The 25,347-nt window shown below is 73.0% G+C and carries 29 protein-coding genes; 11 read left to right on the forward strand and 18 right to left on the reverse strand.

Features of this window, described 5'->3' with window-relative positions; translation table 11 throughout:
* Nucleotides 1-3: 3 nt before the first annotated feature.
* Nucleotides 4-342 carry a hypothetical protein gene (locus K8W59_RS04870; RefSeq protein ID WP_317846310.1) on the reverse strand — a complete coding sequence of 113 codons (339 nt, stop codon included), beginning with the start codon at nt 340-342 and terminating at the stop codon, nt 4-6.
* A 37-nt stretch (nt 343-379) separates the two neighbouring features.
* Between K8W59_RS04870 and K8W59_RS04875 the strand changes: the two genes are divergently transcribed.
* From K8W59_RS04875 to K8W59_RS04885, 3 genes are read left to right on the forward strand one after another with little or no spacing between them, the layout of a single operon-like run.
* Nucleotides 380-1,072 (forward strand): copper homeostasis protein CutC, encoded by a 693-nt coding sequence (locus tag K8W59_RS04875; RefSeq protein ID WP_223397629.1) that lies wholly within the window; start codon nt 380-382, stop codon nt 1,070-1,072.
* On the forward strand, nt 1,069-1,320 hold the full coding sequence (locus K8W59_RS04880; RefSeq protein WP_223397630.1) for a DUF4031 domain-containing protein: 252 nt from the start codon (nt 1,069-1,071) through the stop codon (nt 1,318-1,320). Before K8W59_RS04875 ends, K8W59_RS04880 begins: the two co-directional genes overlap by 4 nt.
* Nucleotides 1,317-1,910: an HD domain-containing protein gene (locus K8W59_RS04885; RefSeq protein ID WP_223397631.1), complete on the forward strand. Its 594-nt coding sequence runs from the start codon at nt 1,317-1,319 to the stop codon at nt 1,908-1,910. Before K8W59_RS04880 ends, K8W59_RS04885 begins: the two co-directional genes overlap by 4 nt.
* Nucleotides 1,911-2,202: 292 nt before the next feature.
* On the opposite strand, the gene K8W59_RS04890 is transcribed toward K8W59_RS04885, so the two are convergent.
* Genes K8W59_RS04890 through K8W59_RS04910 form a run of 5 tightly spaced genes read right to left on the reverse strand, consistent with a single transcriptional unit; the run spans nt 2,203 to nt 4,616 of the window.
* A complete protein-coding gene (locus K8W59_RS04890; RefSeq protein WP_223397632.1) occupies nt 2,203-3,102 on the reverse strand; it encodes an oxygenase MpaB family protein in 900 nt (299 codons plus the stop codon).
* A gap of 9 nt (nt 3,103-3,111) precedes the next feature.
* Nucleotides 3,112-3,297 (reverse strand): hypothetical protein, encoded by a 186-nt coding sequence (locus tag K8W59_RS04895; protein ID WP_223397633.1) that lies wholly within the window; start codon nt 3,295-3,297, stop codon nt 3,112-3,114.
* A 17-nt stretch (nt 3,298-3,314) separates the two neighbouring features.
* Nucleotides 3,315-3,542 (reverse strand): hypothetical protein, encoded by a 228-nt coding sequence (locus K8W59_RS04900; RefSeq protein ID WP_223397634.1) that lies wholly within the window; start codon nt 3,540-3,542, stop codon nt 3,315-3,317.
* On the reverse strand, nt 3,532-3,720 hold the full coding sequence (locus tag K8W59_RS04905) for a hypothetical protein (RefSeq protein ID WP_223397635.1): 189 nt from the start codon (nt 3,718-3,720) through the stop codon (nt 3,532-3,534). The genes K8W59_RS04900 and K8W59_RS04905 overlap by 11 nt, the downstream gene beginning before the upstream one ends.
* Entirely contained in the window at nt 3,717-4,616 is a 900-nt protein-coding gene (locus tag K8W59_RS04910) for a coiled-coil domain-containing protein (RefSeq protein ID WP_223397636.1), read from the reverse strand. The genes K8W59_RS04905 and K8W59_RS04910 overlap by 4 nt, the downstream gene beginning before the upstream one ends.
* 161 nt (nt 4,617-4,777) lie before the next feature.
* On the opposite strand from K8W59_RS04910, the gene K8W59_RS04915 reads away from it, so the two are divergent.
* The gene (locus tag K8W59_RS04915) at nt 4,778-6,133 is read left to right on the forward strand and encodes an MFS transporter (protein ID WP_223397637.1); all 1,356 of its coding nucleotides are present in this window, start codon (nt 4,778-4,780) and stop codon (nt 6,131-6,133) included.
* 27 nt (nt 6,134-6,160) lie between these two features.
* On the opposite strand, the gene K8W59_RS04920 is transcribed toward K8W59_RS04915, so the two are convergent.
* The gene (locus K8W59_RS04920) at nt 6,161-7,411 is read right to left on the reverse strand and encodes an aspartate aminotransferase family protein (protein ID WP_223397638.1); all 1,251 of its coding nucleotides are present in this window, start codon (nt 7,409-7,411) and stop codon (nt 6,161-6,163) included.
* Between the two features lie 79 nt (nt 7,412-7,490).
* Here K8W59_RS04920 and K8W59_RS04925 point away from each other — a divergent pair, with 79 nt between their 5' ends.
* Nucleotides 7,491-8,948: an NAD-dependent succinate-semialdehyde dehydrogenase gene (locus K8W59_RS04925; RefSeq protein ID WP_223397640.1), complete on the forward strand. Its 1,458-nt coding sequence runs from the start codon at nt 7,491-7,493 to the stop codon at nt 8,946-8,948.
* 133 nt (nt 8,949-9,081) lie between these two features.
* On the opposite strand, the gene K8W59_RS04930 is transcribed toward K8W59_RS04925, so the two are convergent.
* Genes K8W59_RS04930 through K8W59_RS04955 form a run of 6 tightly spaced genes read right to left on the reverse strand, consistent with a single transcriptional unit; the run spans nt 9,082 to nt 14,833 of the window.
* On the reverse strand, nt 9,082-9,753 hold the full coding sequence (locus K8W59_RS04930) for a GntR family transcriptional regulator (protein WP_223397641.1): 672 nt from the start codon (nt 9,751-9,753) through the stop codon (nt 9,082-9,084).
* Nucleotides 9,750-10,508, reverse strand: coding sequence for a maleate cis-trans isomerase family protein (locus tag K8W59_RS04935; RefSeq protein ID WP_223397643.1), 759 nt, complete (start codon nt 10,506-10,508; stop codon nt 9,750-9,752). Before K8W59_RS04935 ends, K8W59_RS04930 begins: the two co-directional genes overlap by 4 nt.
* Nucleotides 10,509-10,538: 30 nt before the next feature.
* Nucleotides 10,539-11,732, reverse strand: a complete 1,194-nt coding sequence (locus K8W59_RS04940) for a M20 family metallopeptidase (protein ID WP_223397644.1) — start codon at nt 11,730-11,732, stop codon at nt 10,539-10,541.
* Entirely contained in the window at nt 11,725-12,912 is a 1,188-nt protein-coding gene (locus K8W59_RS04945; RefSeq protein WP_223397646.1) for an aminotransferase-like domain-containing protein, read from the reverse strand. The genes K8W59_RS04940 and K8W59_RS04945 overlap by 8 nt, the downstream gene beginning before the upstream one ends.
* A complete protein-coding gene (locus tag K8W59_RS04950) occupies nt 12,909-14,084 on the reverse strand; it encodes a M24 family metallopeptidase (RefSeq protein ID WP_223397647.1) in 1,176 nt (391 codons plus the stop codon). The genes K8W59_RS04945 and K8W59_RS04950 overlap by 4 nt, the downstream gene beginning before the upstream one ends.
* Nucleotides 14,084-14,833 carry a maleate cis-trans isomerase family protein gene (locus K8W59_RS04955; protein ID WP_223397648.1) on the reverse strand — a complete coding sequence of 250 codons (750 nt, stop codon included), beginning with the start codon at nt 14,831-14,833 and terminating at the stop codon, nt 14,084-14,086. Before K8W59_RS04955 ends, K8W59_RS04950 begins: the two co-directional genes overlap by 1 nt.
* 64 nt (nt 14,834-14,897) lie before the next feature.
* Between K8W59_RS04955 and K8W59_RS04960 the strand changes: the two genes are divergently transcribed.
* From K8W59_RS04960 to K8W59_RS04970, 3 genes are read left to right on the forward strand one after another with little or no spacing between them, the layout of a single operon-like run.
* Nucleotides 14,898-15,875 (forward strand): D-2-hydroxyacid dehydrogenase, encoded by a 978-nt coding sequence (locus K8W59_RS04960; protein ID WP_223397650.1) that lies wholly within the window; start codon nt 14,898-14,900, stop codon nt 15,873-15,875.
* Nucleotides 15,875-17,293, forward strand: a complete 1,419-nt coding sequence (locus K8W59_RS04965) for an amidase (protein ID WP_223397652.1) — start codon at nt 15,875-15,877, stop codon at nt 17,291-17,293. The genes K8W59_RS04960 and K8W59_RS04965 overlap by 1 nt, the downstream gene beginning before the upstream one ends.
* Before the next feature lie 3 nt (nt 17,294-17,296).
* The gene (locus K8W59_RS04970; RefSeq protein WP_223397654.1) at nt 17,297-17,803 is read left to right on the forward strand and encodes a DUF3830 family protein; all 507 of its coding nucleotides are present in this window, start codon (nt 17,297-17,299) and stop codon (nt 17,801-17,803) included.
* 113 nt (nt 17,804-17,916) lie between these two features.
* Here the strand turns inward: K8W59_RS04970 and K8W59_RS04975 are convergent, their stop codons facing one another.
* Nucleotides 17,917-19,083 carry an RtcB family protein gene (locus tag K8W59_RS04975; protein ID WP_223397656.1) on the reverse strand — a complete coding sequence of 389 codons (1,167 nt, stop codon included), beginning with the start codon at nt 19,081-19,083 and terminating at the stop codon, nt 17,917-17,919.
* Nucleotides 19,084-19,179: 96 nt separating this feature from the next.
* Nucleotides 19,180-19,743 carry a hypothetical protein gene (locus K8W59_RS04980; protein ID WP_223397659.1) on the reverse strand — a complete coding sequence of 188 codons (564 nt, stop codon included), beginning with the start codon at nt 19,741-19,743 and terminating at the stop codon, nt 19,180-19,182.
* Between the two features lie 66 nt (nt 19,744-19,809).
* Here K8W59_RS04980 and K8W59_RS04985 point away from each other — a divergent pair, with 66 nt between their 5' ends.
* Nucleotides 19,810-20,385, forward strand: coding sequence for a TetR/AcrR family transcriptional regulator (locus K8W59_RS04985; protein WP_223397662.1), 576 nt, complete (start codon nt 19,810-19,812; stop codon nt 20,383-20,385).
* Here K8W59_RS04985 and K8W59_RS04990 read toward each other — a convergent pair whose 3' ends face one another.
* The gene (locus K8W59_RS04990; RefSeq protein ID WP_223397664.1) at nt 20,386-20,982 is read right to left on the reverse strand and encodes a CGNR zinc finger domain-containing protein; all 597 of its coding nucleotides are present in this window, start codon (nt 20,980-20,982) and stop codon (nt 20,386-20,388) included.
* Between the two features lie 80 nt (nt 20,983-21,062).
* Here K8W59_RS04990 and K8W59_RS04995 point away from each other — a divergent pair, with 80 nt between their 5' ends.
* Nucleotides 21,063-21,572 (forward strand): hypothetical protein, encoded by a 510-nt coding sequence (locus K8W59_RS04995; protein ID WP_223397668.1) that lies wholly within the window; start codon nt 21,063-21,065, stop codon nt 21,570-21,572.
* Here the strand turns inward: K8W59_RS04995 and K8W59_RS05000 are convergent.
* A complete protein-coding gene (locus K8W59_RS05000) occupies nt 21,569-22,873 on the reverse strand; it encodes a cytochrome P450 (protein WP_223397671.1) in 1,305 nt (434 codons plus the stop codon). The two genes, K8W59_RS04995 and K8W59_RS05000, sit on opposite strands and share 4 nt — an antisense overlap.
* Before the next feature lie 60 nt (nt 22,874-22,933).
* On the reverse strand, nt 22,934-24,577 hold the full coding sequence (locus K8W59_RS05005) for a DNA repair helicase XPB (protein WP_223397674.1): 1,644 nt from the start codon (nt 24,575-24,577) through the stop codon (nt 22,934-22,936).
* 218 nt (nt 24,578-24,795) lie between these two features.
* Here K8W59_RS05005 and K8W59_RS05010 point away from each other — a divergent pair, with 218 nt between their 5' ends.
* Nucleotides 24,796-25,317: a CGNR zinc finger domain-containing protein gene (locus tag K8W59_RS05010; protein WP_223397677.1), complete on the forward strand. Its 522-nt coding sequence runs from the start codon at nt 24,796-24,798 to the stop codon at nt 25,315-25,317.
* The last annotated feature ends 30 nt before the right edge of the window (nt 25,318-25,347 follow it).

A 25,347-nucleotide genomic window follows, 5' to 3' on the forward strand; every position in this document is an offset into this window, starting at 1 on the left:
CCCTCAGAGGTGCCCGAGCGGAGCGCTGGCCTGGGCGGACTCCTCGCAGATCCACATCGGGTCGGGGCCGCCCAGGTCGGGCTGGATGTAGAGGCTGTGCTCGGGCGCCTCGGCGCAGTGCAAGCACAGCGGCCACCGCAGCCCGGCCTCGAACAGGGCGTCCTGCACGTCCTGCGCGACCAGCCCGGCGACGTACTCCCGGCCCTCGGGCCACTGCTCGGCCCACCACTGGCGCTGCGCCAGGGCCTCCTCGAGCGCATCCACGGCGGACGGGGTGGCCTGCTTCCTGGCGGTCAGGTCGGCGAGCACGGCGGCACGCGCGGTGAGCATCAGGTCGTCCACCCCCACATTGTGCTCCGCGGCGCCTAGAGTGCGGGACGTGGACTCGTTGCTGCTCGAGGTCGCCGTACACGCGGCCCACGACGTCGCGGGCGCCATCGAGGGTGGCGCGGACCGCCTGACCCTGGAGTCGCCCGCCGACGGTGCCGACCTGTCGCCGGACCTGGCCGCCGCGGGGGCCACGCTGCGAGAGAGCGACGTACCCGTCCGGATCATGCTGCGGCTCAACGACTCCTTCACCACGACCGGCGGCGAGTTCAACCGGCTGGTCGGGCTGGGGGAGGAGTACCTCGCCCTCGGCGCGGAGGGGCTGGTGCTCGGCTTCCTCGACGCCGACCTGGAGGTCGACACCGAGACGTGCCGCGCACTGACCGCCGCGCTCCCCGGCGTGCCGTGGACCTTCCACGGTGCCTTCGACTCCGCGCTGGACACCCGCCGCGCGTGGCGCGACGTGGTCGGGCTGCCCGGCCTGACCGCGGTGCGGACCGGCGGCTCCTCGCGCGGCCTCGCGCACGGGTACGACGAGCTCCTGGCCCGCTGTCAGGAGTCCCCGGAGGTCGCCGCGCTGGCGATGCCGTCGGCCGGGCTGGTGGCCGAGCAGGTGCCGTGGTTCGCCCGCGCCGGGGTCACCCAGTTCCACCTCGGCCCGCAGGCCCGCCCCGGTGGGTCCGCGAAGGCCTGGGTGGACGCGTCCTACGTCCGCTCGTGGCGCAGCCTGCTGGACGACCTGTGATCATCATCGACGCGCCCCTGGTGGAGCGGTGGGGCCGGCACTGGTCCCACCTGGCCAGCGACACCTCCTTCGAGGAGCTGCACGCCTTCGCGGCCGCCAACGGGCTGCCCGAGCGCGGCTTCGACAAGGACCACTACGACGTCCCGTCGGAGTTCTACGACGCCATGCTCGCCGCGGGCGCGGCGCCGGTGTCCTCCCGGGAGCTGGTGGCCGCGCTGGTGCGGGCCGGGCTGCGCAGGCGCGGATGAGCCTGGCCGAGCGCTGGCCCCTGGAGGGCGGCGGCGACCTCCGCGACGAGCTGCTGGCGGCCTGGGGGGCGGGGGAGCGGGGCTACCACGACCTCCGGCACCTCGCCGAGGTGCTGGACCGGCTCGCGGACCTGGGCTGCTCGGACTCCCGCGTGCTGCTGGCGGCGTGGTTCCACGACGCGGTCTACGACGGACTGCCGGAGGCCGAGGAGCGCTCGGCGCGCTGGGCGGAGGACGCGCTGCCCGCCCTGGGCGTCGACCCGGCCGATGCCGCGGAGGTGGCGCGGCTGGTGCGGCTCACCGAGGGCCATCGGCCCGCCCCAGGGGACCCTCGAGGCGAGGCGCTGACCGATGCCGACCTGGCGATCCTGGCCGCCGACGATGCGCGCTATGCGGAGTACGTCGCCGGGGTGCGTGCGGAGTACGCCCACGTCGCCGAGCCCGACTTCGCGGCCGGTCGGGCCGCCGTACTCTCCGACCTGCTGGCCAAGGAGACGCTCTTCCACACCGCCGTCGGGCGGCAGCGCTGGGAGGAGCGCGCGCGGGAGAACCTGGCCCGCGAGCTGGCCGACCTGGCCCGACGGTCGTAGACGCGCGGGCACAACTACCGCCGGAGCGCCGGCGCCCCGCTCGGCTCCGGTCGAGGTGACGGGTTGTGCCAGCGCGTCTACGCGTACTGCCCGTCAGCTCCGCCTTGGGCCGCCGGGCCGGCGTCCCCGCTTCTCCCCGCCCACCCGTCCCACGTGGGGGGGCCGGATGGGAGGTGGCCCAGCCACCTGACCGGGGGCTGCCAGCGTGGCTGGGCTACCTCCAGTCGGGGCGGAGCGGAGAAGGGCCCCGTGAGACCTCCCGGCAGCCCCTTCTCCGGCCGGGCGCCACCGGTTATCGCTGTGGGGCGGGAGGTCCTGCGGCCGCCTTGTTGAGCGCGCGCGCCTCGTCCCGGCCCGCCGAGGTCGCCCAGCGGATCGTCCGGGTGGCGGCGTGGCCGAGGCCGCGGACCACCGTGCGCTCGGACACCGGGAGCCGGGGGAGTCGCAGCGGGCGCCGCGTCCACGGGGGCATCAGCCCGATCGCGGCGGCCATGAGCACGCCGTACGCCGGTCGCGCCGCCCACGGCAGGTCCGGGTGCCAGATGAGGAACGAGACCGCGTCGCGGGCGTGCCGGGTCGCCGTGAGCTCGGGCCGGAACGCCTCGAGGGTGGCCCGGAGCTGGGCCTCGGTGGTGGGCGGGTCCAGCACGCCGAGCCGCCGGGCGATCTCGGCGGTCTGGGCGACGTAGGTGTCGCGTCCGGCCTGGTCCAGCGGCGCTCGGCCGTAGACCTGGTGCGCCAGCAGGAAGCTGTCGATCTCCGCGGCGTGCACCCAGGCCAGGAGATGCGGGTCCGAGGCGTGGTACGTCGACCCGTCGGGCATGGTGCCCGAGATCCGGTCGTGGATGGCGCGCACCGCGTCCACCGCCTGCTGGGCGTGCTCGGCGGTCCCGAAGGTGGTCACGGCGATGAACCGCGACGTGCGCGCCAGCCGACCCCACATGTCGCCGCGGTAGCCGGAGTGCTCCGCGACGGCCGTCATCGCCTGCGGCTGCAGGGTCTGCAGCAGGATCGCGCGGATGCCCCCGACGAACATCGAGGAGTCGCCGTGCACCCGGCCGATCGGCGAGGCGGGGTCGAACCAGCGCGGCCCCGGCGTGCCGTGGATGCGCTCCCGGTGCTGGGGCCCGTCGGGCCCGGCGACGCGGCGGAACAGCTCGCTGCCGAGGCGGTCGCGGACCTGGTCGATCATCGGGCCAGTCTAGGAGCGCGGGACCGCGCGCAGCCGTCGCTCGGTCTCACCGAGCAGCCGCTCGGCGTCCACCAGTGTGCGGCCCGAGCCTGGGACCGCGCCGGGCACCGCGTCGTCGTACACCACCACGTCCCCGTCGACCCGCAGCAGCGGCAGCCGCAGCAGCCGCGCCACGAGGTGGATCCGGATCACCACGGCCCCGACCCCGGCCCTCAGCCCGGCGGGAGCCGGATGTCGTCGTACGGGTCGACCGTGCGGCGGGTGGAGACGACCTGCTCCTCCTGGGCGATCGGCACCGTCGGCTCCCCCTCCGGGCGCGGCGGCTGCTGGAGCCGTCGCGCCACGAAGGAGGTGACGGTGCGGATCTGCCGGTAGCGACCGTGCCCCGCCTTCGCGCCCAGCACATAGCCGGCGCCGAAGACCATGGCCTTACCGATCACTGCTCGCTCCCGAGCGGCGACGCAGGGCGGACAGTACGGCGCTCGCGGCGGTCACCGCGATGACGGCGCCCCCGGCGCCGGCGCCGGTGCGCGCCCGCTGGCTGTCCACCGAGGGTGCGGAGTCGGTCACCGCGCTGAGGACGCGCTTCCACAGCGGCTTGCGGGCGAACGGGTTCATGACGCCTCCTTCGTGGCGGAGCGGATCGTCTTGACCAGCTCGCTCTTGCGTTGGTTGTTCGACGCCTCCACGCCCATGGAGCGGGCCAGCTCGAGCAGCTCGGCCTTGGTCTGGTCCTCCAGGCTCACCCCGTCCCCGTCGGCGATGCCGGCCAGGGTGCGGGTGTGGTCGCTGACGGACTCGGCGCGCTGCTGGACCTGCTCGGTGCGGCGGCGCGCCTGCTCGGCGCGCTCCCGGGCGTCCGCGGCCAGGCTGTCGGCCCGGGCCTGGGCCTCCTCGGCCGCGCGCCGCGCTGCCTCCGCGGCCTCCTCGGCCAGGCTGCGCGCCTGGTCCATCTGCTCGCGGGCCGCGGCGATGCGCTCCTGGGCCTCTTCGCGCGCCCGCTCGGCGCGGTCGCGCGCCTTGGCGACCCGCTGCTCGGCCACCTCGTCCACCCGGCGTACGTCGCGCTCGGTGAGCTCCTCGGCACGCTCGCGCTTCTTGGCCACGTAGTCCTCGGCCTCGCGCTGGGCGTCGGCGACCACCTGCTTGACCTCGGCCTCGGCCTGCTTGCGGGCCCGGGCGCGCTCCTTCTCGGTCTCCCGATGCGTGCGCTCGGCCTCCGCGGTCAGCTCCTCGGCGCGCGAGGCGTGCTCCGCGGCGTCCTGCTCGGCGCGGCGGGCGATCTCGATCGCGCGGTCGGCCTGGCGCAGCCGGGCCTCGGTCGGATCCCCGACCCCGGCCTTCTCGGCGACCAGGGCTCGCGCCCCCTGTCCCGCGGCCGCCGCACGCTGCGTCCCGTCCTGCACGGGCCGTGCCACTGCCTTGTCCAAGAGCCACCCGACGTTCTCCGGCAGCTCGATGACTCCCTGGCCGGCCTGTCGCGCCAGCCATCCAATGGGTCCAGACATCTTCATCTGTCAACTCCCTCCCCGAAGTTCCCCCCAACGTGACACCGGCCACTCGGGCCGCGTCACACCCTCAGGTACGTCGGCCAAGGGGGCTAGCCAAGAGAGGGGACCCGTCGTATGGTCGATTGTCGACAATCAGACAACTGGACGTTTCCAGGAGGACAGCGATGGCCGAATCACGTCCCGCGACCACCACGCCCAACGACGTTCCCACACCACTGCTGAAGCGCGCGGTGGGGGCCCCCGCGATCGGGAACGCCGTGGAGTGGTTCGACTACGGGGTGTACGGCTACGGCGCCACCGCGATCGCGGCGGCGCTCTTCCCGCAAGGGGACAGCGCGCTGTTCTTCACCCTGGTCGGGTTCGCCATCTCGTTCCTCGTCCGCCCGCTGGGTGGCTTCTTCTGGGGACCGCTGGGCGACAAGCTCGGGCGCAAGCGGGTCCTCGCCCTGACCATCATCATCATGGCCGCGGCCACCTTCTGCGTCGGCCTGATCCCGTCGTACGAGACCATCGGCATCGCCGCACCGGTGATCCTCTACCTGCTGCGGATGGTGCAGGGCTTCTCCACCGGCGGTGAGTACGCCGGCGCCGCGACCTTCATGTCGGAGTACGCGCCCGACAAGCGCCGCGGCTTCTGGGGCAGCTTCCTCGAGGTGGGCACGCTGGCGGGGTTCAGCCTCGGCGCCCTGCTCATGCTCGGCCTGATCGAGACCCTCAGCGCCGCACAGATGGAGTCCTGGGGATGGCGGATCCCCTTCCTGATCGCCGGCCCGCTGGGGGTCATCGGCTTCTACCTGCGCTCGAAGATGGAGGACACCCCGATCTTCAACGAGATCGCGGAGAAGCAGGAGGCCGAGGAGCAGGCGACCGGCGTCTTCAAGGACCTGTTCGCGAACTACCTCCCCCCGCTGCTCAAGCTCTCCGGCCTGGTCATCGCGCTGAACGTCGTGAACTACACCCTGCTCGCCTACATGCCGTCCTACCTGGAGGCGACGATCAACCTGTCCTCCTCGCAGTCGCTGATCGTGCCGATCGTCGGCCAGCTCGCGATGATGCTCGTGCTCCCGTTCGTCGGGGCGCTGTCGGACCGGACCGGTCGCAAGCCGATGTGGATGGTCTCTCTGGTCGGTCTCGCGGTGCTGATCATCCCGCTCTACCACCTGATGGCGCAGGGGTATGTCCAGGCGATGATCGCCTTCGCGATCCTGGGCCTGCTCTACACGCCGCAGCTGGCGACCATCTCCGCCACCTTCCCGGCGATGTTCCCCACGCATGTGCGGTACGCCGGCCTGGCGATCGGCTACAACGTCGCCACCGCCCTGTTCGGCGGGACCGCGCCCTCGGTCAACCAGGGCCTCATCGACGCCACCGGCGACTCGCTGTTCCCGGCCTACTACATGGTCGCCGCGTGCCTGGTCGGGATCGTCGCCCTGCTGACCATGGTGGAGACCAAGGGCTGCTCGCTGCGCGGGACCGAGATCCCGGGCACCGAGGAGGCCCTGGTCGAGCAGCGCGCCTGACCCCGGCCGGGAGCCGCCGGAGGTCGGTCACAGCACGGCGTCCAGCGTCTCCCGCCAGATGCCGGCGGCCTCGTCCACCTGCGCCTGGTCGACGACCAGCGCCGGGATGAACCGGACCACCTGGCCCCAGGCGCCGCAGGTGAGGAGGAGCAGCCCTCGCTGGGCGGCCTCCTGCTGCGCGCGGGCGGCGCCGGCGCCGTCGGGGTTCCCCTCGGCGTCGCGGAACTCGTTGCCGACCATCAGCCCGAGCCCGCGCACGTCGGTGACCGCGTCGTGCTGGTCGGCGACCGACTGCAGCGCCGCCTTGAGCTGGTCGCCGCGAGCGGCGGCGTTCTCGACCAGCTTCTCGTCCTCGATCACGTCCAGGGTGGCGATGGCCGCGGCACAGGCGACCGCGTTGGCGCCGTACGTCCCTCCCTGCGAGCCGGGCCAGGCCTTGCTCATCAGCTCCTCCGAGGCGGCGATGCCCGATAGCGGGAAGCCCGAGGCGATGCCCTTGGCGGTGATCAGGACGTCCGGTCGGCCGTCGAAGTGCTCGTGGCCCCAGAAGCGGCCGGTGCGGCCCCAGCCGGTCTGCACCTCGTCGAGGATGAGCAGGATGCCGTGCCGGTCAGCGCGCTCGCGCAGCCCGGCGAGGAACTCGGTGCTGGCGGGCACGTAGCCGCCCTCGCCGAGGACCGGCTCGACGAGGAAGGCGGCGGTGTCCTGCGGGGAGCTGAGCGTCTGCAGGGTGTAGTCGAGCTGCTTGAGTGCGAACTCGGTCGCCTGCTCCTGGCTCCAGCCGTAGTGCGTGGGATCGGGGAAGGGGGAGACGTGCACGCCGGCCATCAGCGGCGCGAAGCCGGAGCGGAACTTGGTGCCCGAGGTGGTCATCGACGCGGCGGCGACGGTGCGGCCGTGGAAGCCGCCGTGGAAGACCACGACGTTGGGACGGCCGGTCGCCTGACGGGCCAGCCGCAGCGCGGACTCGACGGCCTCGGAGCCGGAGTTGACGAAGAACATCCGGTCCAGCCCGGTCGGCAGCACCTCCGACATCCGCTCGACCAGCGTGAGCAGGGGACGGTGCAGGACGGTCGTGTACTGCGCGTGGATGAGCGCGCCCACCTGCTCCTGCGCGGCCGCGACCACCCGGGGATGGCAGTGGCCGGTGCTGGTCACGCCGATGCCGGCGGTGAAGTCGAGATAGCGTCGATCGTCCTCGTCGAAGAGCAGCGCGCCCTCGCCGCGAGCGGCGATGACGGGGGTGGCCTGCTTGAGGAGCGGGGAGAGCTCTGCCATGGGATTCTTCCTCTGCGACGTTGTTGCTAGATTGTCGACAATCGCCGATCAGCCTAGCCCACCCAGGAGGAGCGACACCATGACCGACCAGCAGGTAGTCGACCAGGCCCCGCACCAGCTCTTCATCGACGGCGAGTGGGTCGACGCGGAGAACGGCGCGACCTTCGAGGTCCGTGACCCCGCCACCGGCCGCGTGCTGTGCGAGGTCGCCGACGGCTCGCCCGCGGACGGCATGCGCGCGCTGGAGGCGGCCGTGGCCGCCCAGCCCGAGATGGCGGCGAGCACCCCGCGTCAGCGCTCGGACTGGCTGATGGCGGCCTACGACCTACTGCACGAGCGGATCGACGACCTCGCCCTGCTGATGACCCTGGAGATGGGCAAGCCGCTGGCCGAGGCCAAGGGCGAGATCACCTACGCCTCGGAGTTCCTGCGGCACTTCGCCGGGGAGGCGCTGCGGATCTCCGGCGACTACCAGGTCGCGCCCGCGGGCGGTGCCCGGTTCCTCATCACCCGCCAGCCCGTCGGCCCGAGCCTGCTCATCACCCCGTGGAACTTCCCGATGGCGATGGGCACCCGGAAGATCGCCCCGGCGATCGCGGCCGGCTGCACCAGCGTGATCAAGCCGGCGCACCAGACCCCGCTGTCGATGCTCGCATTCGTCGACATCCTCCGCGAGGTCGGCGTGCCCGTCGGCGCCGTCAACGCGGTCACCGCGATGGACGCCGGCGGCGTGATGGAGCCGATGATCCGCTCCGGCCTGGCCCGCAAGCTCTCCTTCACCGGCTCGACCAAGGTCGGCAAGATCCTGCTCGAGCAGTGCGCGGACAAGGTGCTGCGGACCTCGATGGAGCTCGGCGGCAACGCGCCCTTCATCGTCTTCGACGACGCCGACCTCGACGCCGCGGTCGAGGGCGCGATCCTGGCCAAGATGCGCAACATGGGGGAGGCCTGCACGGCGGCCAACCGGATCTACGTGCACGAGTCGGTCATCGAGGAGTTCGGCGACCGCCTGGCCCGCAAGATGGGCGAGATGCGCGTCGGCCCCGGCACCGAGGAGGGCGTCCAGGTCGGGCCGCTGATCGACGAGGCCGCCCAGGAGAAGGTCGTCTCGCTCGTCGACGACGCGGTGAGCCGGGGGGCCAGCGTGTTGACCGGGGGCAGCGCGCCCGACGGCGACGGCTACTTCTACCTGCCGACCGTGCTGGCCGGCGTACCGACCGACGCCCGGATGGCCACCGAGGAGATCTTCGGCCCGGTCGCGCCCCTCACCCCGTTCAGCACCGAGGAGGAGGCGCTCACCAAGGCCAACGACACCGAGTTCGGCCTGGTGTCCTACGTCTACACGACCAACCTGGACCGCGCGCTGCGGATGGCCGAGGGGCTGGAGTCGGGCATGGTCGGCCTCAACCAGGGGGTCGTCTCGAACCCGGCGGCGCCGTTCGGCGGGGTGAAGGAGTCCGGGCTCGGCCGCGAGGGCGGCTCGATCGGGATCGAGGAGTTCCTCGAGGTGAAGTACGTCGGGATCGCCCTGCCCTGACCGCTGCCGCTCGCAGGTAACGCACAGTTCGGTGAGCCTGTCGAGCGCTGCAGCACTCGACAAGCTCACCGAACTCTCGACAAGGTGAGTGGACGGGTCGGCCGGCGTGGAGGGCGGAGTACGGCGGCCCCGCTCAGTCGTCGCCGGTCAGCCGCTCCACGGCGTCGCGCATGTGCGCGACCAGCAGGCGGTCGGTGAGGATCGGGTCGTCGCGCTTGAAGGACTCCGCGATCTCCCGGTGCTCGCCGACCCGGCGCTCGTCGAACTGGTAGGTGTGCTCCATCGCGTGGATGCACATCCGCGTCTCGGTGAGCAGGGTCTGGTGGATCCGGGTCAGCCGCGGGCTGTGCGCGTGCTCGACCAGCACCTGGTGGAAGAGCGTGTCGGCCTCGCTGACCCGGTGCACGTCGCCCTGGGCCCCCGCGGTGGCCATCGTGTCGACCACCTCGAGGAGCGCCATGGCGGCCGCCCAGCTGTCGCCGTCGTGGATCTGCGCGGCGGCCGCCCGCTCGATCGCCTCCCGCGCCACGAAGATGTCGGCCACGTTCTCCGGCGACATCTCGATCACGAAGAGGCCGCGGTTGCGGTGCGCCACCAGCAGCCCCTCCTGGGTGAGGCGCTGCAGGCCCTCGCGCAGGGGACCGCGGCTGACGCCGAGCTGGGCGGCGTAGTCGACCTCGAGCAGCTGGCTGCCGGGCGCGATGTCCCCGTTCGCGATCGCCTCCCTGATCCGGTAGGCGACCATGCTGGCGGTCGACTCCTGCTCGACCGGCTCGACGACGCGGCGCCCGCGCATCTCCGTCATCGGGTGCCACCGCCCGCGGCGGTCGCCGACGGCGAGAAGAGGGTGCCCAGCCCGGGCAGGGTCGGCGGAGCGCCGGCGAGCACCAGGCCCTCGCGCACGGTCACCTGGTTGGCCGTCAGGACCGGCATCCCGGCGGCATCCTCGAGGTCCTGGACCCAGGCGAGGGTGTGCATCGCGGTGTCCGGCACCAGCACCGCCTGCGCCCGCTCCCGGTCGACACCGCGCACCAGCGCGACGACCTGCTCGCGGGTCAGGGTGCCGACCTCGGCGGCGGTGACGATCCCGTGGCTGCCCATGCTGGTGACCTCGATCCCGCCGCGGCCGAGGAACTCCACGAACCGCTCCGCGACGTCCTGGGGGTACGACGCCGCGACGGCCACCCGCTCCAGGCCCAGCGCGCGGCAGGCGTTCACGAACGCGATCGACGTCGACGAGGTCGGCAGGCCCGTGGCCTCCGCCAGCTGCTCCACCTGCCGGTGGGCGCCCTCCCAGCCGAAGACGAAGCTGCCGGAGGTGCAGGCCCACATCAGCGAGTCCAGGGTGTTCCCCGCGGTCAGCGACCGGGCTCCCTCGACCAGCCGCTCGTGGCCCCCGAGGTCGAGCAGGGCGTCGACCCGGTGGGCGTCCTCACCGACCGAGGTATGCACCAGCGGCAGGCGCACGTCGCCGTGCCCGGAGGTCGCCAGGCGCTCCTCCAGTGCGGGGTAGTCGTCCTCGGCGCTGTGTCCCGGATACAGAAGTCCGACGGTCGGCATGTCTCCTCCGTGATCGTAGATTGTTGACAATCATAGGTTCTTTGCCGCGAGCAGGCGCACGATGCTGAGCGCGTAGGCCCGCGCGGCGACGACCAGCTCGTCCACGCCGACCGACTCGTCGGCGCGATGCGCCTGGGTGGCCACCGACCCCGGGCCGAGCACTACCACCGGCACGCCCCACTCGCGGGCGACGAAGCCGCCGTCGCACGCCGCGGTCCAGCCACCGAGTCCCCGTCCCGGCCCGCCGGCGTCGGCGAGGGCGGCGTCGACCGCGGTCACGAGCGGGGAGTCCGCCGGGGTCTCGAAGCCCGGCATGTCCATCGGCGAGGTGATCGACCAGGCGAGCCCGCGCTCCTCGAGACCGAGGGCGTCCAGTCGGCGCCGTACCCGCTCCAGCACCTCGCCGGCCTCCTCGGAGGGCAGCAGGCGCCGGTCCACGCGCAGCCGGCACTCGGCCGGCACGATCGAGGGCCCGGTCCCGCCGGAGATCACCCCGACGTTGAAGGTCGGCGGCCCGACGAGCGGATGGGCGTCGGCCACGGCGTGCTCGGCGTGCCAGCGGTCGATCTCGGCGACGATGGCGGCCGCGCCGCTGATCGCGTTGCGGCCGTCGTCGGGCCGCCCGGAGTGGGCGGCGACCCCGCGCACCTCCAGGTCGAGGTAGCAGGCCCCGCGAGCGGCGACGATGGTCTGGAGGTCGGTGGGCTCGGCCACGATGCAGCCGAGCAGGTCGGGCCGTGGGCGGGCGATCCAGTCCCGGACGCCGATCCCGTTCTGCTCCTCGTCGGCCAGCGCCGCCAGGCGCACCGGGCCGGTCAGCTCCACGCCGGCGTTGCGGACCGCGGCCATCGCCAGCAGGCAGGCGGCCAGCCCGCCCTTCATGTCCGTGCTGCCGCGGCCGTGGACGCGTCCGTCGATTACCTGCCCGCCGTACGGCTCGACGCTCCAGCCGTCGCCGACCGGCACCACGTCGGTGTGCCCGAGCAGCAGCAGTCCGGGGCCCTCGCCTCCGGGGAGGGTCACGGTGAGGTTCGGGCGGCCCGGGGCGACGTCGTACCGCTCCCCGGGTAGGCCCAGCTCGGCGGCGACCGCCAGCACCTCGGCGGCCGTCGCGCCCTCGTCGCCCGGCGGGTTCTGCCCGGGCACCCGCACCAGCCGCTGGGTCGTCGCGACCAGCGCGGCGCGGTCGATCCCGGAGAGGACGCGGGCACCCAGGTCAGACACGGTCGACCGCGCGGGCCAGACGTGCCACGCCCTCGCGGATCCGGGCGGGCGGGGTGGAGGCGAAGCACAGGCGCAGTGCGTGCGGGAAGCGGCGACCGGGGGAGAAGGCGTTGCCGGGGATGTAGGCGACCCCCTCGGCGAGCGCCGGCTCGAAGAGCGCCTCGGTGTCCACGGAGTCCTCGAAGGTCACCCACAGGAAGAAGCCACCCTCGGGGTCGGTCCAGCGCGCCCGCCCGCCGAAGTGCTCGGCGAGCGCGTCCTGCATGGCCTCCTTGCGGCGGCGGTACTCCTCCCGCTGGGTCGTCAGGTGCGTGTCCAGGTGCCCGTGCCGGAGGAATCCGGCGACCAGCCGCTGCGCGGGCAGGTTGGTGCACGTGTCCATCGCCTGCTTGGCATGGATGAGCAGCTCGGAGAGCGACGGGTCGTGGTCGACCCATCCCACCCGCAGGCCCGGCGCGATGATCTTGGAGAACGTCCGCACCGAGAACACCAGCGGGTCGCCGTCGGCCAGCTCGTGCAGGCTGGGCAGCCCGTCGCCGGCGAAGCGGAGCATGCCGTAGGGGTCGTCGTCGAGCACGACGCTGCCCCAGTCGCGCGCCAGGTCGAGCAGCTCGCGACGGCGCTCCACCGACAGGGTGGTGCCCGAGGGGTTCTGGAAGGTCGGGATCGTGTAGATCAGCTTCGGCCGCCGGCCGGCCCGGTCCACCTGCTCGCGCAGGGCGTCGACGGACATGCCGTGCTCGTCGCCGGGCACCTCCAGCAGGTCGGCCTGGTAGGACAACGCGGTCGCGCTGCCGTTGGTGTAGGTCGGCGACTCGATCGTCACCAGGTCGCCGGGGTCGACGAACAGCTTCATCGCCAGGTCCAGGCCCTGCATGCCCCCGGCGGTGATGGTCAGCCGCTCGTCGGTCGTCTCGTCGGTGGTCCCGGCCAGCGCCTCCAGCAGCGCGGCGCGCAGCGCAGGGTCGCCCTCGGTGGCGGCGTAGTCGAACGCGTCGTGCGCCCCCAGGGCCTCCTCGCCCACCTCGCGCAGCGTCTCCCACGGGATCGCCTCGGCCGCGGGGCTGCCCATCGCGAAGCGCACGATGTCGTGGCTCTGCTTGGCCAGCAGCGACGTGCTGGAGTCGATCACGGAGCCCACGAGCTGTCCGGCTCGTGCGGCGAACGGCAGGTCACTCATCTCTTCACCACCAGTCCGGGGTCGATGTCGGTCAACAGCTCCGGGCCGGTCTCGGTGACGAGCACCGACTCGGAGGTCTCATATCCCCACCCGTCCATCCACATGCCGAGGATGAGGTGGAAGCACATGCCGGGGAGCAGCTCGGTCGTCTCGGCGGCGCGGAGGCTGACGGTCCGCTCGCCCCAGTCCGGCGGGTAGCCGATGCCGATCGAGTAGCCCACCCGCGACGCCTTGCTCAGCCCGTGCCGCGCGATCGCGGCGGCGAAGCCGGCGTGCACGTCGGCGCCGGTCGCTCCGGGATGGAACGCGTCCAGCGCGGCCTCGCGGCCCTCGGCGACCGCGTCGGCACACGCGGCCAGCCGGGGCGGGGGAGGGCCGAGGGAGACGGTGCGCGCGAGGGGTGCGTGATAGCGGTGGCGTACGCCGGCCAGCTCGATCGTGGTCGCCTCGCCGGCCCGCAGCGGCTCGTCGCTCCACGTGAGGTGGGGCGTGCCGGCGCTCTCGCCGGTGGGGAGCAGCGGCACGAGGGCGGGGTAGTCCCCGCCGAAGCCGTCGACACCGGTCGCCTGGGCGTGCTGGATCTGCGCCACCAGGTCGCACTGGCGTACGCCGTCGGCCAGCCCGTCGAGGGCCAGCCGCATCGCCCGCGTGGTGATCCGTGCGGCCTCGCGCATGAGCTGCTGCTCGGCGGGGGACTTCACCAGGCGCACCCAGTTGACCAGCTCGGCACTGTCGACGACCTGGACGCCCGGGAGGGCCGCGGCGAGCGCGAGGTGGCCGCGGGGGGAGAAGTAGTGCGCGTCCAGCTCGGCGGCGACCCGGCCGCGCTCCGGCAGCACCCCGACCTCGCGCCCGCGCGCGGCGATCCAGTCCCAGGGATGCACGTCGGGCCGGTGCACCAGGTCCTCGGGATAGCCGTGCACGTGCTCGCCGGGCAGGGTCGCGGTGTGGTGCGCGCCCTGGGCGTCCATCGCCCGCGCGACCAGGTGCGGGCGCCCGTCCGCCGGGACGAGCAGGCCCTGGGGCATGTAGAAGGACCAGGCGTCGTAGCCGCACAGGTAGTAGAGGTTGGCCGGGTCGACGACCACGAGGGCGTCGTACCCCCGCGCGGCCATCTCCTCCTGGACCCGGCGCACCCGCTCGGCGTGCGCGGTGGCGTCGAAGGGGCCCATCAGACCTCCCTGCTCAGCGTGTAGTCGTCCAGCGCCTCCGGCAGCGGCGTGTGCTCCAGCAGCCGCTGGCCCGGACCCACGGCGTGCAGCCCGGCCGCCGCCAGGGCCGCCCAGATCGTCACCTGGTTGGCGGTGAGGACCGGGATGCCGAGCTCCGCCTCCAACGGCGCGATCAGGTCGTAGGTGCGCAGGTTGGTGCAGGAGACGAACACCGCCTCGGCGTCCCCGGTCACCGCGCTCGTCACCAGCCCGCGGGTGGTCTCGGCCGGCACGGTCCAGATGTGGTCGGTCAGCCCGAGGTTGTGGGTTCCGGTGACGGTGACGCCGGCCTCGCCGAGATAGTCCGACAGGCGGGCGGTGACCTCGTCGTCGTACGGCGTCGCCACCGCGGCGCGGCGCACCCCCAGGGTGCGGAGCGCGGTCAGCAGGGCGCCGCTGGTGGTGACGGCGGCGGCCGCGCCGGCCCCGGCCATCGCGGCCGCCAGCACCTTCTCTGCCGCCGAGCCGCCGACGAAGCTGCCGGAGGTGCAGGCGTAGGCGACCACGCGCGGCTCGACCACCCGCAGGTCGCGGACCGCCCGCGTGACCACCGACGGGTCGCCCACGGCGGCGGCCTGCAGCACCCCCACCGGCAGCTCCTCGAACGGGGTGCGGGTCAGGTGCAGGTCCGCGTCGTCGGGCGTCCACCGCCACAGCTCGCGGTCGAGCGCGAAGTCGTAGGGGACGACCACGCCGATGCCGGTGCTCACGCCGCCATCGTGCCCGTTGTGTCGATTGTTGACAATCCGACAGCGGCGTTTCTACCGTGCAGGAGTGACCGACCGACCCGTGGCCGTGGTGCTGACCACCGCCGACCGGGACCGGCCGCCGTACCTCGACGAGCTGACCGACCGGCTGGACCTGCGGCTGACCGACGCCGACGGCCTCGCCGACGCGCTGCCGGGCGCCAGCGTGCTGTTCCTGTGGGACTTCTTCTCCACCGCCGTCGAGGGCGCCTGGCCGGCCGCCGACGCGCTGGAGTGGATCCACGTCGCCGCGGCGGGGGTGGACTCCCTGCTCTTCGACGAGCTGCGCGACTCCGAGGTCGTGGTGACCAACGCCCGCGGCGTCTTCGACCGCCCGATCGCGGAGTTCGTCCTCGCGTCGGTGCTGGCGCAGGCCAAGCTGCTGCACGAGAGCAGGGAGCTGCAGCGCCGGCACGAGTGGCGGCACCGGGAGCCGGCCGCGCTCGCGGGCAGCACCGCGCTGGTCGTCGGGACCGGTGCCATCGCCCGCGAGATCGCCCGGCTGCTCACCGCGGTGGGGGTCGAGGTCCGCGGGGCCGGCCGTCGTCCGGCCGACGACGACCCCGACCTGGGCCGGGTCGTCTCCAGTCGGGAGCTCGCCGACCACGTCGGGTGGGCCGACCACGTCATCAACGCCACGCCCCTCACGCCGCAGACCACCGGCCTCTTCGACGCTGCCGTGTTCGCCGCGATGCGGCCCGGGGCGCACTTCGTCAACATCGGCCGCGGCGCCAGCGTGGTCGAGGCCGACCTGGTGGAGGCGCTGGAGTCCGGACCCCTGGCGGCGGCGTCCCTGGACGTGTTCGAGACCGAGCCGCTGCCGGAGAACTCACCGCTCTGGGACGCGCCCGGGCTCGTCGTCTCCGCCCACATGAGCGGAGACGTCGTCGGGTGGCGCGACACCCTGGCCCGGCAGTTCGCCGACCTGGCGGAGCGGTGGCTGGCCGGCGAGCCGCTGACCAACGTGGTCGACAAGCGGCTGGGCTACGTGAGCGGAGGGGCCTGATGGACGCGCGACGGCCGACCGCCACCGAGCTGGGCGCTGCCTTCGCGGCCGGGACGACCGACCCGGTCGCCGAGACCCGGGCGGCGCTGGTGCGGATCGAGGACGGGAACGACGCGGTCAACGCGATCCTGTTCACCGACACCGACGGCGCCCTCGCGGCCGCCGAGGAGTCGGCGGCCCGGTGGGAGCGTGGCGCGCCGCTGAGCCCGGTCGACGGCGTGCCCACCACGATCAAGGACATCCTCATCACCCGCGGCTGGCCGACCCTGCGCGGCAGCCGGCTGATCGACGCCGACCAGCCCTGGGAGGAGGACGCTCCCACCGTCGCCCGGCTGCGGGAGGCCGGCTGCGTCCTGCTCGGGAAGAACACCACGCCCGAGTTCGCCTGGAAGGGCGTGACCGACTCGCTGCGGCACGGCGCCACCGGCAACCCGTGGGGCGCGGGCCTCACCGCCGGCGGGTCGAGCGGCGGGGCCGCCGCCGCGGTGGGTCTGGGGATGGGCGCCTGGTCGGTCGGCACCGACGGGGGCGGCTCGGTGCGGATCCCGGCCTCCTTCACCGGCACGGTCGCGCTCAAGCCGACGTTCGGCCAGGTGCCGCTCTACCCCGCAAGCCCCTACGGCACGCTGGCGCACGCCGGGCCGATGACCCGGACGGTGCGGGACGCGGCGCTGATGATGGACCTCCTGGCCCGGCCCGACCCGCGGGACTGGTCGGCGCTCGCGCCGCCGGTCCGCTCCTACCTCGACGGGCTGGACGCGGGCGTGGCGGGGTTGCGGGTCGCGGTCTCCCCGAGGCTGGGTTTCGACGTCCGCAACGACCCCGAGGTGGACCGGGCGTTCCGGGAGGCGGTCGACGTGCTCGCCGACGCGGGCGCTCACGTCGAGGAGGCCGATCCGGGGCTCGAGGACCCCGTCGACGCCTTCCACACCCTGTGGTTCACCGGCGCCGCGAAGGTCGTGCAGCCCTACGGCCCCGACGCGCTGGACCGGATCGACCCCGGGCTGGCCGACGCGATCCGCACCTTCGGCCTGGAGCGGACCGCCTCGGACTACCTGGACGCGATGGCGGTGCGGATGGAGCACGGCCGCCGGATGGGCCTGTTCCACCAGGAGTACGACGTCCTCCTCACTCCCACCATGCCCATGCCCGCGTTCCCACTCGGCCGGCAGGCGCCGCAGGGCTGGCCAGAGCCGTGGACCTCCTGGACGCCGTACACCTATCCCTTCAACATGACCCAGCAGCCGGCGCTCTCCGTGCCGTGCGGGCTCACCGCCGACCGGCGCCCGATCGGGCTGCAGGTCGTCGGGCCTCGCCACGCGGACGCGCTGGTGCTGCGGGTGGGCGAGGCCTACCAGGCGCGCACCGGCTGGCACGACGCCGTACCGACCCTGCTCGACCCCGAGACCGAGGAGTGAACCGTGGCCCGTCACATCACCATCACCCTGGACCGGCGCGGCGTGAGCTGCCGGGTCCGCCTGCTGGAGGAGGCGGCGCCCCGCACCTGCGCGGCGGTGTGGGACGCGCTGCCCCTGAGCGCGCCGGTCTACCACGGCAAGTACGCGCGCAACGAGATCTATGCCCTGCTGCCGCGGTTCGCGCCGACGGACCCGGGCAAGGAGAACACCACCATCACGCCGATCCCGGGCGACGTCTGCTGGTTCACCTTCGACGGCTCCGACCTCGGGAACCCGGCCTACGGCTATGAGCGGGAGGAGGAGCACCGCGCCGCCGAGCAGGGTGGGATCATCGACCTCGCGGTGTTCTACGGCCGGAACAACCTGCTGATCAACGGCGACCAGGGCTGGGTGCCCGGCAACGTCTTCGGCGAGATCGTCGAGGGCCTCGCGGAGATGGCCGAGGCCTGCCAGGACGTGTGGATGGGCGGCGCGCGCGGCGAGACCCTCACCTTCGCGCGCGCCGACTGACCCGCCGCGGTGTCGTAGACGCGCGGACACAGGCCGGGTCGCCGGTGCCGGCCGAGCGTGAGCCCGGCCGGCCGACGGTGGTTGTGCCCGCGCGTCTCCGGGATGGGCAGGGGTCAGTCGCCCTTGACGTTCACCACCTGCCGCAGCACGTGGCGGACCTCGACCAGGTCGGCCGCGTCGGCCATCACCTGGTCGATGTCCTTGTAGGCCGCGGGGATCTCGTCGATGAACGCGTCGGTGTCGCGGTACTCGATGCCCGTCATCGCGGCCCGCAGGTCCTCCACGGTGAAGGTCTTGCGAGCCCGGGTCCGGGAGAAGCTGCGCCCGGCCCCGTGCGGCGCCGAGTTGAGCGACGCCGGGTCGCCCTTGCCGACGACGACGTAGGACGCCGTACCCATCGACCCCGGGATCAGGCCCGGCCGCCCCGCCTCTGCGTTGATCGCGCCCTTCCGGGACAGCCACACGTCCTTGCCGTAGTGGTGCTCCGGCTCGGTGTAGATGTGATGGCAGTTGATCTCCTCGGTGCGCTCGACCTCGGCGGTGCCGACCCACTCGGCGAACTGCCGCGCGACCCGGTCCATCATCTCCTCGCGGTTGAGCAGCGCGTAGGTCTGCGCCCACCGCATCTGGGCGATGTAGGCGTCGAACTCCGGCGTGCCCTCGGTGAGGTAGGCCAGGTCGCGGTGCGGCAGCTGCTCGCCTGCGCACTGCTCGCGCGCCACCCCGATGTGGTGCTGGGCGATCTTGTTGCCGACGCCCCGCGAGCCCGAGTGCAGGAACAGCCACACCCGGGACTCCTCGTCCACGGTCACCTCGATGAAGTGGTTGCCGGAGCCGAGGGTGCCCAACTGCAGCTCCCAGCGCGCGGCGTAGGTCGCGGGGTCGAAGCCCGCCTCGTCGGCGAGGCTCCGCAGACGCTCGAGCCGCTCGCGGGTGTGGTCCCGGCTCACCGTGCGGTTCGCGGCGCCGGCGTTGAGCGGCACCGCGCGCTCGATGGCCTCCCGCACCGGCGCCCGGTCGGCGGGCAGCTCGTCGGCGGTGTACGGCGTGCGCACGGCGATCATGCCGCACCCGATGTCCACGCCCACGGCGGCGGGGATGATCGCGCCCAGGGTCGGGATCACCGAGCCCACGGTCGCGCCCAGCCCCAGGTGGGCGTCGGGCATCAGCGCGACGTGCGGGTGGATGAACGGCATCGTCGCCGTGGTCTCCGCCTGCTCGCGCGTGGTGTCCTCGAGGATCGACGCCCAGCTCAGGAGCGTCTCGGTCAGCTGCTTCATCGTCCTTCCCTCATCGTCGTGGCCCGCCCGGGTGGCGGGCCGTCGAGGACGGTACGACGCGGGAAATGCGTTGCACCCCGGATTTCGGGTGTGCTGTCAGCGTGCCACGGGAGTCCCTGCTGGCTCCCCGGCCGGGGAGGGGCGTGGCCGGAAGGTGTAGGACAGCGAGACGATGCCGTCGATCACCACGATGATGGTGAGGATCCGGACGATGTTGAGGAAGTACGGCGCTGCCACGCCGCCCACGATCAGCGCGGCGAGCGTCAGCAGGCCGGCGCTCACCGCCCACATCACCAGGTGCCGCCGCCACTGCAGCCGCTCGTGCGCCGCGTGCGCCCGGCCCCAGGTCGGCTTGGGTGCGGGCGCCGGGCCGCCGGCGTAGCGGTGGGCGAACCGGACGTCGGCCCAGCGCATCATCGGATGCCCGAAGCCGACGCTCGCGCCGATGAAGATGGCGGCCAGCACGTGGGCGAACGAGGGCTCGCCTCCGGCGCGCAGATCCAGCACGGCTGCGCCCAGCGTGACCACGTCGACCAGGGGAGCCATGACCAGCAGGGTGGCGCCCAGCCGGGGAAGCCGCGCGATGTAGCGGGCCGCGAGGCCGCCGAACAGGAACACCCAGAACAGCACCTCGCAGGTGATGATCACGGCGTAGAGCATGACGACTCCTTTTCTGACACGACTGTGTTGAAAAAGAAGATAGCACGAGTGTGCTAGAAAAGGCACATGCCGAAGATCGTGGATCACGAGGAGCGCCGCGCCGAGCTGGTGGACGCCGTGCTGCGGGTGATCGAGCGCGATGGCGTCTCCGCCGTGTCGGTGCGCGCCGTGGCCGCCGAGGCTGGGCGCTCGCCCGGGTCGCTGCGGCACTACTTCTCCAGTCAGGCCGAGCTGATCGCCTTCACCATGGCCGCCCTGGCCTCGCGGGTGGCCGAGCGGGTCCGGCGCAAGGGCCGCTCCGGTGCCACCGCCCTGGACCTGCTCTCCGAGCTGTTGCCCCTGGATGCCGATCGGGTCGCGGAGTTCGAGGTCTGGTTGGAGCTCACCACGCTGAGCAGGACCGAGCCGGACCTCGCCCCGCTCGTCGCGGAGGCGCACGAGGGGATCGACAGCGTCTGCCGGTGGGCGGTCCACCTCACCGCACCGGACCTCTCCGACGCCAGGCGCCGCGCCCTGGTCGCCGAGCTGCATGCGCTGCTCGACGGGCTGGCGCTGCACCTCAGTCTGGCTCCGGACCGGATGGACGCCCGTCGTGCCCGTGGCGTGATCCGGGCCTGGTTGTCGAGGGTCGCCGCCGGGTGATCACTGCCGCGCGGTCCAGGCGGCCTGCTTGGCGCGGTTGCCGCAGACCGCCATCTGGCACCAGCGCCGACGTCCGGAGGTGTTGAGGAAGAGCCAGCCGCAGTCGTGGCCGGGGCAGGAGGCGACCGTCGACGCCCGGGGCGAGGTGAGGAGGTCGGCCACCACCAGGATCAGCCCGTCGAGCGGCTCGGACGGCCGGGGCCGGCCGGTGAAGGCCCAGCGCGCCCCGTGCTCCGCGGGAACCAGGTGCTGCCGCGATCGCGCCGCCCGGGCAGCGTCCGCGAGTCGGTTCAATGCGGGGGTCGAGGCGGATCCGGTGAGGGCTGCGTGCGCGTCGGCGCGCAGTCGCCGGGTGCGGACCCGTTCGCGCTCGGAGGCGGGGGTCTGGCGGCCCAGCAGATTCGCCGCCCGTTCGGCCTCCAGGACCCCCTGCTCCCGCGCCAGCGTCACCAGGTGGTCGAAGGAGCGGAGGTAGTCCTGTCGATCGTCGAACGGCTCACCCCAGCCGGACCGGGTGTTGACCAGCTCCAGCCCGGGGTCTCCCGACAGGGGCTTGGGCAGCACCAGGCCGTCGACCTCGATCCACCACGCACCCATGGGTCCTCCCTTGACGGGCCCAAACTAACCGACTAGAAGTGCCTAACTGGTTAATATCTATTTTCGGTTAGGACGATCAGATGCTCCGTGCCACTGTAACCGCGCTCCTCGCCCCACTGGCTGTCGGTGCCCTGCCGGCGTCAGCCGCGGCGGCCGACCCGTGGCAGCCCGCCCCTCAGGGCAGCCTTACCCTGCCGGCCGAGCGCTACTGCGGGGACTTCGACCTGCAGGCGGACCCGATCCGCCAAGCGGTCGAGCAGCGCGTGGAGGAGTCCTACGAGAGTGGCGCGCCCCGGGTGGTCGCCTACCGCGGTGCCCTCCTGGTCGAGCTGACCAACCTGACCAGCGGAGCCACGGCGCGGGTGAGCCTCAGCGGTCACTCGACCGCCACGCTCCGCGAGGACGGGACGATGGAGACATACGAGACCAACGGGCCGGTCGGCATGGGCTGGCCGACGGGCACGCCAGGGATGGACCCCGGCTTCTACCTGCTCAACGGACGGCACGTGGTCGGCTTCGCGCCCGACGACTCGCGCGCCATGCTGGTGGACCAGGGGACCGAGTCCGACCTGTGCGAGCGGGTGTCCTAGCCCAGCCGCACCGGCAGCGACTCGAAGCCGCGCAGCACGCGCGTGGGCCGGCGTACTCCGTGGCCCTCGACGGACAGCGACGGATAGCGCTCGTAGAGAGCCGCCAACCCGACGCGCGCCTCGACCCGGGCCAGTCCGGCGCCGAGGCAGAAGTGTGGCCCGGCGCTGAAGGCGAGGTGGTCGGCCGCGTTCTGCCGCGTGACGTCGAAGCGATGCGGGTCCTCGAACACGGCCGGGTCCCGGTGCATCGCGCCGATCATCACGACCACGGCGTGACCCGGGCGCAGGGAGCGGCCGGCGACCTCGACGGGGCGACGCACCATCCGCGCGGTGAGCTGGACGGGCGAGTCGTAGCGCAGCACCTCCTCCACCGCGTTGCCCCACCCGTCCGGCGCCGCGACGAGGGCATCGCGCTGGTCGGGGTGGTCGGAGAGCAACTGGACGGCGTTGCCGATCAGGTTCACCGTCGTCTCGAACCCGGCGCCGAGGACCAGCAGGGCGAGGGCGCGCAGCTCGTGCCGGGTGGGCCGCTCGTCCGCGGGCAGGTCGTCGGCCTGCTGGATCACCGCGCTGAGCAGGTCGTCGCCCGGCTGGCGCCGCAGCCGCTCCACGTGGTCGTTGACCCACTGGTGCATCTCGCGGATCGCCCGCTCGGCACGGCGGAACTGGCGCAGGCCCAGGCCGGTGTCGAGCAGGCGCGCGGCCCCGTCGCCCCAGCCGAGCAGCGGGGCACGCTCCTCGGCGGGCACCCCGAGCAGGTCCGCGATCACGGTCACCGGCAGCTGGGCGGCGAAGGACTCGATCAGGTCGGTACGGCGCTCCCCGGCGAGCTGGTCCAGCAGCTTGTGCGTGGTGGCCTCGATGTCGGCCTCCATCCCGGCGACCCGGCGTGCGGTGAAGGCGCGGCTGACCAGCCGGCGCAGGCGCGTGTGGTCCGGCGGATCGATCGCGAGCAGGCTCGGCGGGTCCACCGGCCCGGCGGCCCACGGGTCGCGGAAGCGGTCCAGCCGCCGCGCGGTAGGGCTCGACGGCTCGGGGAGCGGGACGCCGAACTCGTCCCCGCGCAGCACCCGCGAGCCGACGTCCAGCGAGGCCGTCACCCAGGCGTAGCCGCCGCGCACGAGGTCGCCGCGCTCGCGCACCTGCTGCCACATCGCCTCCGGGTGCTCGCGCAGCACCGGGTCGGTCTGGATCCGCGCCAGCGGCTCGCCCTTGCGCGCCTGCAGGTGGAAGACCACCCGCGGGACCCCGTGGTTGAGGGCCCAGAGTCCGGTCGAGCGGGCAACGCTGGCGGGGTGCATGTGCCGATCATGCACGACGGCGTACCGAGGAGTAACCCCTCGGTGACCCCGGTCACGACCTCAGAGGTCGACCGCGTCCTTGATCTCGTAGGCGTAGCCCTGCTCGGCCAGGAACCGCTGCCGGTTCTGCGCGAAGTCCGCGTCCACGGTGTCCCGCGTGACGATCGTGTAGAACCGCGCCGCGCGACCCGAGGACTTCGGGCGCAGCAGGCGGCCCAGCCGCTGGGCCTCCTCCTGCCGGGACCCGAAGGATCCGGAGACCTGGATCGCCACCGCGGCCTCGGGCAGGTCGATGGAGAAGTTGGCGACCTTGGAGACCACCAGCAGGGAGATCTCGCCGGACCGGAAGGCCGCGAACAGCCGCTGCCGCTCCTTGACGCTGGTGTCGCCCTTGATCACCGGGGCGTCCAGGTCGGCGCCGAGCTCGTCGAGCTGGTCGATGTACTGCCCGATCACCAGCGTCGGCTCGGCCGCGTGCTTGGCGACCAGCGACTCCGCCACCCTCGTCTTCGCCGGGGTCGAGGCGGCGAGCCGGTAGCGCTCCTCCGGCTCGGCGGTGGCGTAGGCGAGCCGCTCGGACTCGGTCATCGTCACGCGGACCTCGACGCACTCGGCGGGGGCGATCCACCCCTGGGACTCGATGTCCTTCCACGGAGCGTCGTACCTCTTGGGGCCGATCAGGCTGAACACGTCGCCCTCGCGGCCGTCCTCGCGCACCAGGGTCGCGGTCAGCCCGAGCCGTCGGCGCGCCTGCAGGTCGGCGGTCATCCGGAAGATCGGCGCAGGCAGCAGGTGCACCTCGTCGTAGACGATCAGCCCCCAGTCGCGCGCGTCCAGCAGCTCCAGGTGCGGGTAGACGCCCTTCCGCTTGGTGGTGAGGACCTGATAGGTCGCGATGGTCACCGGCCGGATCTCCTTCACCGACCCGGAGTACTCCCCGATCTCGTCCTCGGTCAGGGAGGTACGGCGGACCAGCTCCTCCTTCCACTGCCGCGCGCTGACGGTGTTGGTGACCAGGATCAGCGTGGTCGCCTGCGCCTGTGCCATCGAGGCCGCGCCGACGAGGGTCTTGCCCGCGCCGCAGGGGAGGACGACGACCCCGCTGCCGCCGTGCCAGAACGACTCGGCGGCCTCGGACTGGTAGGGGCGCAGCGACCAGTCGGACTCGTCCAGCGCGATCGGGTGGGCCTCGCCGTCGACGTACCCCGCGAAGTCCTCCGCCGGCCAGCCCAGCTTGAGCAGAGCCTGCTTGAGGTTCCCGCGCTCGGAGGGGTGGACGGCGACGGTGTCGTCGTCGATCCGGGCGCCCAGCATCCCCTGGATCCGCTTCGCCCGCAGGACCTCCTCCAGGACCGGGCGGTCGGTGCTGGAGAGGACCAGCCCGTGGGTCGGGTGCTTCTCCAACCGCAGCCGGCCGTAGCGCGCCATCGTCTCGGCGACGTCGACCAGCAGCGCGTGCGGCACGGCGTAGCGGGAGTAGGTGAGCAGGGTGTCGACCACCTGCTCGGCGTCGTGCCCGGCCGCGCGGGCGTTCCACAGGCCGAGCGGCGTGAGGCGGTAGGTGTGCACGTGCTCGGGGGAGCGCTCGAGCTCCGCGAACGGCGCGATCGCCTTGCGGGCGTCGGCCGCGCGCTCATGGTCCACCTCGAGGAGGAGCGTCTTGTCCGACTGGACGATGAGCGGTCCCTGGTCTGCACTGGTCACAACCGGCAAGCGTACGGCGGCCCTCCCAGCGACCGGGCAGTTGTTGCCCCCACAATCCGCCCACCGGGCATCAGATGCACCCAATATCCCGCCGACCGGGCAGTTGGTGCATCCATGTGGGGCCCAGCGGGCATCAGATGCATCCATATGGTGCCCACCGGGCAACAGATGTCACTTCCCGCGCCGGCTCGGCTGGCGCTCGCGACTACATTGGAACGATGGACTTCATCCGGTACGCCGAGAGCGCGGCGGCGTTGGTCAACGCCGACCTGCCCGACGCCGCCGGCCTGCGGGACCATCTCGACGGCCGCCAATGGCTGCAGGAGCAGACGACCGACCGCGACGCGACCGCGATGCGCCGCTTCGCCGGGGAACTGCGGGAGGTGTTCGAGGCGGCCGACGCGAACGACGTACGCCGGCAGATCGACGGCCTCAACGCGCTGATGGAGGCGCACCCGATCACCCCGCGGATCAGCGACCACGACGACGACCTGCACCTGCACGTGGCGACCAAGGCCGCCTCGGTGGCGGACCTGCTCATCGGCGAGGCGCTGCTCGGCCTGGCCACGCTGGTGTGCGACATGGACCCGCACCGGCTCGGCGTCTGCGCGTCGGAGAAGTGCGACGACGTGTTCGTCGACACCTCACCTAACCGGTCCCGGCGCTACTGCTCGGACCGGTGCTCCTCGCGGGCCAATGTCGCGGCCTTCCGGGCCCGGCAGAAGGCGGCGGCCGGCTGAGGGCACCCGCTGCTTACGTGCATCAAGTGC

The organism is Nocardioides rotundus, assembly GCF_019931675.1.
GTDB lineage: Bacteria > Actinomycetota > Actinomycetes > Propionibacteriales > Nocardioidaceae > Nocardioides > Nocardioides rotundus.